Source organism: Kluyvera sp. Awk 3, assembly GCF_028069715.1.
Lineage (GTDB): Bacteria > Pseudomonadota > Gammaproteobacteria > Enterobacterales > Enterobacteriaceae > Kluyvera > Kluyvera georgiana_A.
This window is the reverse complement of the sequence record NZ_JANEWH010000127.1, coordinates 1-12,571: the sequence shown is the minus strand read 5'-3', so window position 1 is coordinate 12,571 and position 12,571 is coordinate 1. Positions and strand designations below refer to the sequence as shown.

The following is a 12,571-nucleotide window of genomic DNA, read 5'->3' as shown; positions in this document are numbered from 1 at the left end:
CCCCACAATATAAGTTTGAGATTACTACAATGAGCGAAGCACTTAAAATTTTGAACAACATCCGTACTCTTCGTGCGCAGGCAAGAGAATGCACCCTTGAAACGCTTGAAGAAATGCTGGAAAAATTAGAAGTTGTTGTTAACGAACGTCGTGAAGAAGAAAATGCTGCTGCGGCAGAAATCGAAGAGCGCACCCGTAAACTGCAACAATACCGCGAAATGCTGATTGCTGACGGTATTGATCCGAACGAACTGCTGAATAGCATGGCTGCAGCCAAGACTGGCACCAAAGCGAAACGTGCTGCACGTCCTGCTAAATATAGCTACGTTGATGAAAACGGCGAAACCAAAACCTGGACTGGCCAGGGCCGTACCCCAGCAGTAATCAAAAAAGCGATGGATGAGCAGGGTAAATCTCTGGACGATTTCCTGATCAAGGATTAATCCTCACGCTGTGTAAAAATCCCGCTACGGCGGGATTTTTTATATCTGGACCTTTACCGCCAGCTTGATAACACATCGACACAAGCTCGTTCATTTTTTATCCTTTCGTGTTATTTAAAAATAAAAAAACCGGGTTTCCCCGGCTTTTTCGTCCTCACGATATTACTTCGCGATGCCCAGCGTGTCTTGCAGCCACGCTTTGAAATCTTCACCCAGCGTATTATGACGGATGCCGTATTCCACAAACGCCTGCATATACCCCAGCTTGTTACCACAGTCATGGCTTTTGCCCTTCATGTGATAGGCCTCCACGGTCTCTTTTTCGATCAGCATGTCGATAGCATCAGTCAGCTGAATCTCATCACCGGCGCCAGGAGGGGTTTTCGCCAGCAATGGCCAGATTTCTGCGCTCAGGACGTAGCGCCCCACAACGGCAAGATTAGACGGCGCAACGTCGGCTTTCGGCTTCTCAACCACGCCAACCATCGGCACGCTATCGCCCGGGTTCAGGGTCGCGCCTTTGCAATCAACCACGCCGTAGGCAGTAACGTCAGCAACCGGCTCAACCATGATCTGACTTGAGCCCGTTTCGTCAAAACGCGCGATCATTTCAGCCAGGTTATCGCGGCTCAGATCGGATTCATATTCATCAAGAATAACGTCCGGCAGGATGACCGCAACAGGCTCATCCCCAACGACAGGATGCGCGCACAGCACCGCGTGGCCCAGACCTTTTGCCAGCCCCTGACGAACTTGCATAATGGTGACATGCGGCGGGCAGATAGACTGTACTTCTTCCAGAAGCTGACGTTTGACGCGCTTCTCCAGCATGGCTTCAAGCTCAAAGCTGGTGTCGAAGTGGTTTTCAATAGAATTCTTGGAAGAATGGGTAACCAGTACAATTTCAGTGATACCAGCTGCGATACACTCGTTCACGACATACTGAATTAAAGGCTTATCGACCAGCGGCAACATTTCCTTTGGAATTGCTTTAGTCGCAGGCAACATCCTTGTACCTAATCCGGCAACCGGGATAACAGCCTTTTTAACTTTCGAATTTAGGGCAGCCATTCAAATCTCCTGAACTGTTCAAACTTTGAACTTGCTCGTTTATTAATAACGCGTCGAGTATATCATCACAACCTACTGAGGCTGCTCTGAAAAGGACGCGATGACCTCGAATTAAGATTTATACTCGAAAGTCGGACTGAAGGAAGAGCGCTGCCCATAAACCCCGCGCTAACGTTAATCACCGCCGCCGAAGATAACGGGTCCGTTCAACGCACCAGCACGCTGAAGTATGACGAGTATATCCACATCAATTTGCCAGATAGTAGCACCACGGCAGAAAAGCCGTTAAAGCTATCCCTGTAAAAAAATGCGTTTGCTCATTCCGCAGACAACATTAAGCGTAAACGACCACCATTTCCCCAAATCTGGCACTGCCAGGAAGTGCAACGCTGACTTATTTGGTTGAGATAAGCGTTACCTAACGTCCCCAGCGGTACGCCATTACTTATTTGTATTTGATGTTCGCCGGTATTTAATGTGCCGTTCAAACCAGCAGAGACCAGGATGAGATTTTTTAACCCGCTATGATAATAACCCACGAGTAGCGGAAACTGTCCGGGAAGATTGGCCTGACGCAATAGCTGATTGACCTGCTTTAACAAACTGCCTAATTCGGGTAGGCGCTGACCTTGATGTGCCAGCTGTTCTTGCAAGAGACCATTAAAGAGCACACGCAATAATAATGCCGCCAGTACCCCATTATCGCCCGCGCGGGTAACATCCAGGCAATAAAATGCCAAATCGTGCTCAGACAGTGGCGCTATATCCAACACTAAACCGGGGGCGTCGACCGCCATCAGCTGGCGATAATTTATCCGACAGTGCGATATTCTTTGCTGCACCGGCGGCTGTAGCTCTTGTAAAAGCTTTGCCGCCGCCGCGGGATTGTTCACCAACGCATCCCAGTCTTCAAATAACCGCTCTTCTTCTTCCACCCGGGAATTAAACATATTGGGATAAAGGCAGGCCAATACCGTTTCACGCAGACGGTTCAAATCTTTAACCGGCTTTAATAACACATCCTGAACGCCAAGGCGCAGCGCTTTGGCAATATCAGCCATATTTTCGGTCGCGGAAATGATGAGAATGGGTAGCGTATCGCCGGCATTGCGCAGATGTTCGACCAGCTGTAAGCCGTTCATACGCGGCATTGCCAGGTCACATATCATCAGATCGGGTCTTTGGCTTTCCATCTGCGAAAGCGCGTCAACGCCGTCCTGAGCAAGCAGCGTGTGTGCACCGAGCGACGAAAGCCATGAATCCATAAGTGAGCGGAAAACCGGTTCGTCTTCGACAATCAAAATCTGTTTTCCCGCCAACGGCTGCGTCATGATATCTCCCCTGCCCGACGATATCTAAATAGTGGCATGCTATTGTGATAAACGCCTTTCAGAATTTGCTGAAGTAGTCGAAAAAAATGCCTTAAGTTGAACTCTGTACTAAAGGCAGCAGCTCATCTGTCTTTTTTTCAACCGCTTGTTGACCCGCGGCTATTGCAGATGAAGCTCGATGAAAATCCAGAGTTGAAATCTGGGGGCAAAACGGTTGTAACAGAATGTCCGGCGGGTCACCCGCCATGCGGTTACGTTTGAGCCGATTTTCCAGCACCTGGATGGACGTTGTCATAATTTCCATTGCTGTGGGCGCAACCACCGACCGGCGAGAAGCGACGCGTCCCAAACGGGCGCGCAGGCGCTCATGCCATGATAGCTCATCTGGCGATTCATTCATCTCTCCATCGGGCTGAATATTGACGGACAGGAGATCCTGCTGCATAAGGTGTGCGTCGTGTTGCAAATCGACCGCAATGACAATGTCAGCCCCCAGCGCACGTGTTAACGAAACCGGTACCGGGTTAACGACCGCGCCATCCACTAACCAATAACCGTTATGCTGCACCGGCGCCATCAACCCCGGTATGCTACACGATGCGCGAACCGCCATATGCAGATCACCTTCGGTAAACCACAGTTCACGGCCGGTGCTAAGGTTAGTCGCAACCGCCGCAAAACGACGCTCGCACTGTTCGATCGTGTCGTTCGGCATAATCTGCCGATAGTGATTAAAGACGCGTTCACCGCGCAGCAGCCCGCCCCGGCGCCATGACAAATCCATCAGGCGCAGCACATCCCAATAGCTGAATGAACAGACCCACTTCTCCAGCGCCGGAAGTTGATTGCTGGCGTACGCCGCCCCCACCAGCGAACCGATGGAACATCCGGCAACGATATCAATCTCTATACCCATTTTCTGCAGCGCTTTAATCACGCCAATATGCGACCAGCCCCGCGCCGCCCCTGAACCTAACGCCAGGCCAATTTTAATCTTTCTCATTGTGACCGATGAACATCCTCTTGCTTCTGGCGTGGTATCATCCCCATCGCTCGGTTACCATAGTGCAATCAGGCGTAACGTCGCCGTTAATTTATCGTTTCAGGGAGATCGCTTTGTCTGAACTTTGCCCCTGTGGGAGCGCCCTCGAGTATAGCTTATGTTGCCAGCGTTATCTGTCCGGCAACGAAGTCGCACCGAGCCCATCACACCTTATGCGCTCACGCTATTGCGCCTTCGTGAAGAAGGATGCAGATTATCTGGTCAAAACCTGGCATCCCACCTGTCAGGCTGCTGCGTTTCGCGATGATATTCATAACGGTTTTGCCCATACCGAATGGCTAGGGCTGACCGTGTTCGCCACCGACGATGGCCGCAATGCGGATGAAGGTTTTGTCAGCTTTGTCGCTCGTTTTCGTGAACATAACAAAAATGGCGCCATGATTGAGCGTTCGCGATTCTTAAAAGAAAACGGTCAGTGGTACTATATTGACGGTACGCGGCCAGTGATTGGCAGAAACGACCCTTGCCCTTGCGGTTCAGGGAAAAAATTTAAAAAATGCTGTGGGCAATAAACGCCTGACAACAGCTTCGCAAACATCATCAACAGGATTTACCCGGCAATGCACTCCATTCAACGAAAAGTACTACGCACCATCTGCCCTGACCAGAAAGGCCTGATCGCGCGCATCACCAACATCTGCTACAAACACGAATTGAACATCGTGCAGAACAATGAATTCGTCGACCACCGCACCGGACGTTTCTTTATGCGTACCGAACTGGAAGGCATCTTCAACGACGCCACCCTGCTCGCAGATTTAGACAGCGCGCTGCCGGAAGGTTCCGTACGCGAGCTGAATCCTGCGGGACGCCGCCGCATCGTTATTCTGGTGACGAAAGAGGCGCACTGCCTTGGCGATCTGTTGATGAAAGCCAACTACGGCGGCCTGGATGTCGAAATTGCCGCCGTCATCGGTAACCACGAGACTCTGCGTACGCTGGTTGAACGTTTTGGTATTCCGTTCCAGCTGGTCAGTCATGAAGGGCTGGCACGCGAAGAGCACGATAAATTAATGGCCGATGCCATCGAAGCACACGAGCCTGACTACGTAGTGCTGGCGAAATATATGCGCGTGCTGACGCCTGAGTTTGTCGCCCGTTTCCCGAACAAGATTATCAACATCCACCATTCATTCCTGCCGGCGTTTATTGGCGCCCGCCCGTACCATCAGGCCTACGAGCGCGGCGTGAAAATTGTCGGTGCGACCGCACACTACGTGAACGATAACCTGGATGAAGGTCCAATCATCATGCAGGACGTTATTCACGTCGATCACACCTATACGGCAGAAGACATGATGCGAGCCGGTCGTGACGTCGAGAAAAATGTACTGAGCCGTGCGCTGTATCAGGTGCTGGCGCAACGCGTTTTCGTTTATGGTAATCGCACGATTATTCTTTAATCGTTAGCGAAATGAATTGATTAGCTTTAACCCGTTGCGGATAAAAAGCAGGCAAACAGTTCATTTTCGATAAACGAATGCTTTACAGCGGCGCGTCATTTGATATGATGCGCCCCGCTTCCCGAGAAGGAAGCAGGCCAGTAAAACCAAGCATTACCCCAGTGGTGGGGTTCCCGAGCGGCCAAAGGGAGCAGACTGTAAATCTGCCGTCATCGACTTCGAAGGTTCGAATCCTTCCCCCACCACCATCATCTCCGGTAGTACCTCTTTCCATTAAATATTCAAATCTCTCTCAGTCATTTCTTTTATTTCTCTAGCTCTATCTTGCCTCTCTGCCATATATATCCCAGCGGCGCTGCGCTTGGCCGGGGAACAGACCGCACAAAAAAACCCCGCCGAAGCGGGGTTTAGAGCGTCACAGCACCATATTAATGGCGTGCACGAACAATCTGATACTTGCGGGTCAGGTACTCGACCGGCACGCTCCAGATATGTACCAGGCGCGAGAATGGGAACAGCAGGAACAGCGTCATACCCAGCACCAGGTGCATACGGAAGATAAAGGCTACACCGTCCAGATGTGCGGAGGCGCCACCATGGAAGGTCACCACGGACTGCGCCCAGCCGACCAGCTTCATCATTTCACTCCCGTCCATATGCTGGGCGGAGAACGGAATGGTCAGCAGGCCCAGCGCGCACTGGATAACCAGCACGGAGAGCACCAGAATATCGGCGCCGGTCGTGGTCGCACGCACGCGTGGGCTAAACAGACGGCGTTTGAGCAGCAGCACACCACCGACCAGGCACATCAGACCTGCCGCGCCACCGCCAAACATCGCCATCTTCTGTTTCACTTCCAGTGGCAGCCACGCTTCGTACATCCAGTGCGGAGTCAGCATCCCCAGGAAGTGACCAGCAAATACCCCCAGAATCCCGATATGGAACAGGTTCGATGCCAGGTTCATCCCTTTGCGATCCAGCATCTGGCTGGAAGCGGCACGCCAGGTGTACTGGCCGTAGTCGTAGCGCAGCCAGCTGCCAATCAGGAAGACAGAACCCGCGATGTACGGATAAATGTCAAAGAAGAACATATTCAGGAAGTGCATTATTGCTGTCCTCCGTTAGAGATATTCAAATATTGCGGGGCCACGGCTCCGGCAAAACGACGCTGGTGATTGGCGATTTCCGAATCACCGCAGCCCTGGTCGGCAAAGAATTTCACCTGCTCTTCTTCCCACACCGCATCCAGCGCCTGTGGCGTATCATCGCGGGCTTCGTCCGCAATTTTTTCCGCCACTTTCGCTTCATCTACCGCGCTGTTGGCGAGCTTCAGCAACTGTTCGAACAGTACCGCATAGCGGCTCTCACGCTGTTGCAAGCGTGCGCAGAGCAGCGCCAGAATCGGCGCGATATCCTGTAGGCCGCCGACCGCTTCACTCTCGGGCAGTTGTGCCAGATACTCCAGATACAGCGGCAGGTGATCCGGCAGCTCGCGGCTGTCGAGGACCAGACCGTGCTGCTCATACTGATTCAGCAGATCGACCATTGCCTGCCCGCGATCGCGGGATTCGCCGTGAACGTGTTCGAACAGCAGCAGCGAGGTGGCGCGACCACGGTCAAACAGTTCACTGTAGGCCGCCTGAGCGTCCAGAAGATCCTGCGCGGTTAAATCACGCAGGAAGATGCCCAGCGCCTGAGCATCCGCTTTTTCCAGTTTGTCTGATTCAGACAATACGTCGAAGAGTTCGCCTTGATGCTGCCATAAGGCAGCATCCGGGTACTCAAGGAGACGTGAAATCACCACGAGTTCAATCATGCGTGCGGCTCCGTTTTGCTGCTCACGTCCACGGAATCGATACGACGGCTGTTGAACAGGTTGAACTTAGTGTCCGAACCGTGACAGCCGTCGCCGAAGCTAAAGCCACAACCGTTTTTCTCCGGGAACGCTTCACGCGCTTGTTCACGGTGACTGCTTGGTACCACGAAGCGGTCTTCGTAGTTGGCAATCGCCAGATAGCGGTACATTTCCTGCGCCTGTGCTTCGGTCAGCCCCACCTCTTCCAGCGCACGGGTATCGATAACGCCATCGACGGTTTCGGTACGTTTGAAGTGACGCATCGCCAGCATACGTTTCAGCGCCAGCAGCACCGGTGCGGTGTCGCCTGCGGTCAGCAGGTTCGCCAGGTATTGCACCGGAATACGCAGACTTTCAACGTCCGGCAGGATACCGTTGCTGCCCAACTCGCCCGCATCGGCGGCGGACTGAATCGGCGACAATGGCGGCACGTACCAGACCATCGGCAGCGTACGGTATTCCGGGTGCAGCGGCAGCGCCAGCTTCCAGTCCATCGCCATTTTGTAGACCGGCGATTTCTGCGCCGCGTCAATCACGCTCAGCGGAATGCCGTCTTTCTGCGCCTGTTCAATCACTTTCGGATCGTTCGGGTCGAGGAACACGTCCAGCTGACGCTGATACAGATCTTTCTCGTTTTCGGTGCTGGCTGCGGTTTCAATCGCATCCGCGTCATACAGCAGCACGCCGAGGTAGCGAATACGGCCTACGCAAGTTTCTGAACACACGGTCGGCTGACCCGCTTCAATACGCGGATAGCAGAAGATGCATTTTTCAGATTTGCCGCTCTTCCAGTTGAAGTAGATCTTCTTGTACGGGCAACCGGTAATACACATACGCCAGCCGCGGCACTTGTCCTGGTCGATCAGCACAATGCCGTCTTCTTCACGCTTGTAGATGGCACCGCTTGGGCAGGTTGCCACGCACGCCGGATTGAGGCAGTGCTCGCACAGACGCGGCAGGTACATCATGAAGGTATTCTCGAACTGGCCGTACATCGCCTTTTGCATGTTCTCGAAGTTTTTGTCTTTCGACAGCTTCTCGAACTCACCGCCGAGGTCGTCTTCCCAGTTCGGACCTTTGGTGATTTTGTCCATACGCTTGCCGGTAATCAGCGAGCGCGGACGGGCAATGGGCTGTGCTTTGCTATCCGCAGGTGCGTTATGCAGCGTCTGGTAGTCAAAATCAAACGGCTCGTAGTAATCATCCAGCCCCGGCAGATGCGGGTTGGCAAAGATTTTACCCAGCAGCAGCGCTTTGTTGCCCATGCGCGGCACTAGCTTGCCATTGATTTTACGGATCCAACCGCCTTTATATTTCTCCTGATCTTCCCAGTCGGTTGGGAAACCGGTGCCCGGCTTGGTTTCAACGTTGTTGAACCACGCGTACTCGGTCCCTTCACGGCTGGTCCAGACGTTTTTACAGGTGACTGAGCAGGTATGACAGCCGATGCATTTATCGAGATTCAGCACCATGCCGACTTGTGAACGAATTTTCATTTTACGCTCTCCTGTACCTGGTCATTGCCTTCGCCATCCAGCCAGTTAATGTTCTTCATCTTACGTACCACCACGAACTCATCACGGTTAGAACCTACGGTGCCGTAGTAGTTAAAGCCGTAGGCCAGGTGCGCATAGCCACCAATCATATGGGTCGGTTTTGGCGTAATGCGGGTCACCGAGTTATGGATACCGCCGCGCTGACCGGTAATTTCTGAACCCGGCAGGTTCACAATACGTTCCTGCGCGTGGTACATCATGGTCATCCCGGCTGGTACACGCTGGCTCACGACCGCACGCGCGGTCAGTGCGCCGTTGTTGTTGAAGACTTCGATCCAGTCGTTGTCTTCAATACCGATCTCTTTGGCATCTTCTTCACTCATCCATACCACCGGGCCGCCGCGACCTAATGTCAGCATCAGCAGGTTGTCGCTGTAGGTGGAGTGAATGCCCCATTTCTGGTGCGGCGTCAGGAAGTTCAGCGCCTTCTCCGGGTAACCGTTGGATTTCTTACCCATCACCTCTTTCACCGAACGGGTGTCGATAGGTGGACGGTAAACCAGCAGGCTTTCACCGAAGTCGCGCATCCACTGGTGGTCCTGATACAAGGACTGACGACCCGAGAGCGTACGCCATGGGATCAGCTCGTGAACGTTGGTATAACCGGCGTTGTAAGAGACGTGCTCATCTTCCAGGCCAGACCAGGTCGGGCTGGAGATAATCTTGCGCGGCTGCGCCTGAATATCGCGGAAGCGAATTTTTTCGTCTTCTTTATTAAGCGCCAGATGGGTGTGGTCGCGACCGGTAAACTCGCTCAGCGCCGCCCAGGCTTTCACCGCCACCTGACCGTTGGTTTCCGGCGCCAGAGTGAGGATCATCTCTGCGGCATCAATCGCGGTATCAAGCCAAGGCTGACCTTTCGCCGGGCCTTCCGCCTTGGTGTAGTTGAGCTTACGCAGCAGATCCATTTCGCTCTGGGTGTTCCAGGCAATGCCTTTACCGCCGTTACCGATTTTCTCCATCAGCGGGCCGATAGAGGTAAAGCGCTCGTAGGTTGCCGGGTAATCACGTTCAACCGGAATAATGTGCGGCGCGGTTTTGCCCGGGATCAGGTCGCATTCGCCTTTTTTCCAGTCCTTCACGTCTAACGGCTGCGCCAGTTCGGCAGCGGAGTCGTGCTGAATTGGCAGCGTGACGACATCGGTTTCTTTACCGAGGTGGCCAACGCAGACTTCAGAGAATTTCTTGGCGATGCCTTTGTAGATTTCCCAGTCGCTTTTCGACTCCCAGGCCGGATCAACGGCGGCAGACAGCGGGTGAATAAACGGATGCATATCCGAGGTATTCATGTCGTCTTTTTCATACCATGTCGCAGTCGGCAGCACGATGTCGGAGTACAGACAGGTGCTCGACAGACGGAAGTCCAGCGTCACCACCAGATCCAGCTTGCCGTCGAGGCCATTATCCTGCCATTCCACTTCTTCCGGCTTCACGCCGCCCTGCTTGCCGAGATCCAGCCCCTGAATTCCGTGCTCGGTACCCAGCAGATACTTCAGCATGTACTCATGACCTTTACCGGAAGAGCCCAGCAGGTTAGAGCGCCAGATGAACAGGTTACGCGGATGGTTTTTACCGTTCTCCGGCTGCTCAGCGGCAAAGCGGATAGAACCTTCTTTCAGCGCCTTAACGGTGTAATCCACCGGGGTCATGCCGGCTTTTTTCGCTTGATCGGCAATGCGCAGCGGGTTGGTGCCTAACTGCGGCGCAGACGGCAGCCAGCCCATGCGTTCTGCGCGCACGTTGAAGTCCAGCAGATGACCAGTGTAGCGAGATTTATCCGCCAGCGGTGACAGCAGCTCCTGCGCGGTAACCGACTCATAGCGCCATTGGCTGGAGTGGTTATAGAAGTAGGAGGTGCTGTTCATGTGACGTGCCGGACGCTGCCAGTCAAGGGCGAACGCCAGCGGCTGCCAGCCGGTCTGCGGACGCAGTTTTTCCTGGCCCACGTAGTGTGCCCAGCCGCCGCCGCTCTGACCGACGCAGCCGCAGAACACCAGCATGTTAATCAGGCCACGATAGTTCATATCGAGGTGGTACCAGTGGTTCAGACCGGCACCGACGATGATCATCGAGCGACCATGCGTCTTATCGGCGTTATCGGCGAACTCACGCGCGATACGGACGATCTGTGCGCTGGAAACGCCGGTGATTTTCTCCGCCCACGCCGGGGTGTACGCTTTAATATCTTCGTAGCTGGTCGCGCAGTTTTCATCGTTCAGACCGCGTTCCAGGCCGTAGTTCGCCATGGTCAGGTCATAAACGGTAGTCACCAGCGCGGTGCTGCCGTCGGCCAGCTGCAGGCGTTTCACCGGCAGTTTGTGCAGCAGGATGTTTTCCAGCTCAACGCTGGCGAAATGTTCGGTGCCGTCGCCGCCAAAGTACGGGAAGCCAACCTGGGCCACGTCGTCATGGCTGCCCAACAGGCTGAGGCGCAGTTCAACCTCTTCGCCAGTTTTACCGTCGCGCTGTTCGAGGTTCCACTTACCTTTATCGCCCCAGCGGTAACCGATTGAACCGTTTGGCGCGATCATTTCGCCTTTTTCATCAAAAGCGACGGTTTTCCATTCCGGATGCTCTTCCTGACCCAGACCGTCCACCAGATCCGCTGCACGCAGCATACGGCCCGCGGCGTAGAAGCCATCACGCTCTTCCAGCATCACCAGCATTGGCATGTCGGTGTAGCGGCGAACGTAATCGGTGAAGTACTGGCTCGGTTTGTCGAGGTGGAATTCACGCAGCATCACGTGGCCCATCGCCAGCGCCATCGCCGCATCGGTCCCCTGCTTCGGTGCCAGCCACAGGTCGCACAGCTTGGCGATTTCAGCGTAGTCCGGGGTAATAGCGACGGTTTTGGTGCCTTTATAGCGAACTTCAGTAAAGAAGTGCGCGTCCGGGGTACGCGTTTGCGGAACGTTGGAACCCCAGGCGAGAATGTAGCTGGAGTTGTACCAGTCGGCGGATTCCGGTACGTCGGTCTGTTCGCCCCAGGTCTGCGGAGACGCTGGCGGCAAGTCACAGTACCAGTCGTAGAAGCTCAGGCAGGTGCCGCCGATCAGGGAGAGATAGCGGGCGCCAGAAGCATAGGAAACCATCGACATCGCCGGGATCGGCGAGAAGCCTGCCACACGGTCCGGGCCGTAGGTTTTGACGGTGTAAACGTTGGAGGCGGCAATCAGCTCGTTCACTTCCTGCCAGGAGGAGCGTACGAAGCCACCGCGGCCACGCGCTTGCTTGAAGCTTTTTGCTTTGTCGGCATCTTCAATAATGGATGCCCAGGCATCAACCGGATCGCTGTGCAGTTTCTTCGCATCACGCCACATTTTCATCAGGCGTTTACGCATCAGCGGGTATTTCAGACGGTTGGCGCTATAAAGGTACCAGGAATAGCTCGCCCCACGCGGACAGCCGCGAGGTTCATGGTTTGGCAGGTCCGGACGGGTGCGCGGGTAATCGGTCTGCTGGGTTTCCCAGGTGACCAGACCGTTTTTAACGTAGATTTTCCAGCTGCAGGAACCGGTGCAGTTTACGCCGTGCGTGGAGCGCACAACTTTGTCATGCTGCCAGCGGCTTCGGTATCCATCTTCCCAATCCCGGTTGGTATCTAGAATCTGTCCGTGCCCATCGGCAAATGTTTCACCCTTTTGTTTAAAGTAGCGAAACCGGTCCAGGAATTTACTCATCGGGTCTCTCCTGTTTGGAGCCTGACGGCTCTCTGATAAATCGACATTGCTGAATTTGCAGCGAAGTTAACGCGCTGAAAGATGGAGGGAATTGATAACGATCAAGGCGGGCAGGCTTAACAATTGCGGCTAAAAACTCACATACCACCAAGGTGGTATGCATTTGTAT

General features: G+C 54.0%; 10 protein-coding genes and 1 tRNA gene. 4 read left to right on the top strand and 7 right to left on the bottom strand.

Annotated elements, in window-relative coordinates:
- Positions 1–29 precede the first annotated feature (29 nt).
- Positions 30–443 (top strand): histone-like nucleoid-structuring protein H-NS, encoded by a 414-nt coding sequence (gene hns / locus NNN71_RS20115; protein ID WP_064545023.1) that lies wholly within the window; start codon positions 30–32, stop codon positions 441–443.
- Between the two features lie 162 nt (positions 444–605).
- Here hns and galU read toward each other — a convergent pair whose 3' ends face one another.
- From galU to rssA, 3 genes are all read right to left on the bottom strand, one after another.
- Positions 606–1,514, bottom strand: a complete 909-nt coding sequence (galU, locus tag NNN71_RS20110) for a UTP--glucose-1-phosphate uridylyltransferase GalU (protein ID WP_271459192.1) — start codon at positions 1,512–1,514, stop codon at positions 606–608.
- Positions 1,515–1,831: 317 nt separating this feature from the next.
- Positions 1,832–2,845 carry a two-component system response regulator RssB gene (gene rssB, locus NNN71_RS20105; RefSeq protein WP_163448659.1) on the bottom strand — a complete coding sequence of 338 codons (1,014 nt, stop codon included), beginning with the start codon at positions 2,843–2,845 and terminating at the stop codon, positions 1,832–1,834.
- 91 nt (positions 2,846–2,936) lie between these two features.
- Entirely contained in the window at positions 2,937–3,848 is a 912-nt protein-coding gene (gene rssA, locus NNN71_RS20100) for a patatin-like phospholipase RssA (protein WP_167575717.1), read from the bottom strand.
- Positions 3,849–3,961: 113 nt separating this feature from the next.
- Here rssA and NNN71_RS20095 point away from each other — a divergent pair, with 113 nt between their 5' ends.
- The 3 genes from NNN71_RS20095 to NNN71_RS20085 all read left to right on the top strand — a co-directional run bounded on the left by NNN71_RS20095 (position 3,962) and on the right by NNN71_RS20085 (position 5,559).
- The gene (locus NNN71_RS20095; RefSeq protein WP_271459193.1) at positions 3,962–4,420 is read left to right on the top strand and encodes a YchJ family protein; all 459 of its coding nucleotides are present in this window, start codon (positions 3,962–3,964) and stop codon (positions 4,418–4,420) included.
- 48 nt (positions 4,421–4,468) lie between these two features.
- The gene (purU, locus tag NNN71_RS20090; protein ID WP_163448661.1) at positions 4,469–5,311 is read left to right on the top strand and encodes a formyltetrahydrofolate deformylase; all 843 of its coding nucleotides are present in this window, start codon (positions 4,469–4,471) and stop codon (positions 5,309–5,311) included.
- A gap of 163 nt (positions 5,312–5,474) precedes the next feature.
- Positions 5,475–5,559 (top strand) — tRNA-Tyr (locus NNN71_RS20085).
- Between the two features lie 180 nt (positions 5,560–5,739).
- Here the strand turns inward: NNN71_RS20085 and narI are convergent.
- The 4 genes from narI to NNN71_RS20065 are packed head-to-tail and all read right to left on the bottom strand — an operon-like array spanning position 5,740 to position 12,402.
- Positions 5,740–6,417: a respiratory nitrate reductase subunit gamma gene (gene narI, locus NNN71_RS20080; RefSeq protein ID WP_064544999.1), complete on the bottom strand. Its 678-nt coding sequence runs from the start codon at positions 6,415–6,417 to the stop codon at positions 5,740–5,742.
- Positions 6,417–7,127 (bottom strand): nitrate reductase molybdenum cofactor assembly chaperone, encoded by a 711-nt coding sequence (gene narJ / locus NNN71_RS20075; protein WP_167575716.1) that lies wholly within the window; start codon positions 7,125–7,127, stop codon positions 6,417–6,419. Before narJ ends, narI begins: the two co-directional genes overlap by 1 nt.
- Positions 7,124–8,662: a nitrate reductase subunit beta gene (gene narH, locus NNN71_RS20070; RefSeq protein ID WP_271459191.1), complete on the bottom strand. Its 1,539-nt coding sequence runs from the start codon at positions 8,660–8,662 to the stop codon at positions 7,124–7,126. The genes narJ and narH overlap by 4 nt, the downstream gene beginning before the upstream one ends.
- Positions 8,659–12,402, bottom strand: a complete 3,744-nt coding sequence (locus NNN71_RS20065; protein WP_271459190.1) for a nitrate reductase subunit alpha — start codon at positions 12,400–12,402, stop codon at positions 8,659–8,661. The genes narH and NNN71_RS20065 overlap by 4 nt, the downstream gene beginning before the upstream one ends.
- Positions 12,403–12,571: the final 169 nt, after the last annotated feature.

Excerpts from the sequence above, each read along its gene's own strand:
- hns (WP_064545023.1), top strand. The coding sequence starts at position 30 with ATGAGCGAAGCACTTAAAATTTTGAACAACATCCGTACTCTTCGTGCG.
- narH (WP_271459191.1), bottom strand. The coding sequence starts at position 8,662 with ATGAAAATTCGTTCACAAGTCGGCATGGTGCTGAATCTCGATAAATGC.
- narJ (WP_167575716.1), bottom strand. The coding sequence starts at position 7,127 with ATGATTGAACTCGTGGTGATTTCACGTCTCCTTGAGTACCCGGATGCT.
- purU (WP_163448661.1), top strand. The coding sequence starts at position 4,469 with ATGCACTCCATTCAACGAAAAGTACTACGCACCATCTGCCCTGACCAG.
- rssA (WP_167575717.1), bottom strand. The coding sequence starts at position 3,848 with ATGAGAAAGATTAAAATTGGCCTGGCGTTAGGTTCAGGGGCGGCGCGG.
- galU (WP_271459192.1), bottom strand. The coding sequence starts at position 1,514 with ATGGCTGCCCTAAATTCGAAAGTTAAAAAGGCTGTTATCCCGGTTGCC.
- narI (WP_064544999.1), bottom strand. The coding sequence starts at position 6,417 with ATGCACTTCCTGAATATGTTCTTCTTTGACATTTATCCGTACATCGCG.
- rssB (WP_163448659.1), bottom strand. The coding sequence starts at position 2,845 with ATGACGCAGCCGTTGGCGGGAAAACAGATTTTGATTGTCGAAGACGAA.
- NNN71_RS20065 (WP_271459190.1), bottom strand. The coding sequence starts at position 12,402 with ATGAGTAAATTCCTGGACCGGTTTCGCTACTTTAAACAAAAGGGTGAA.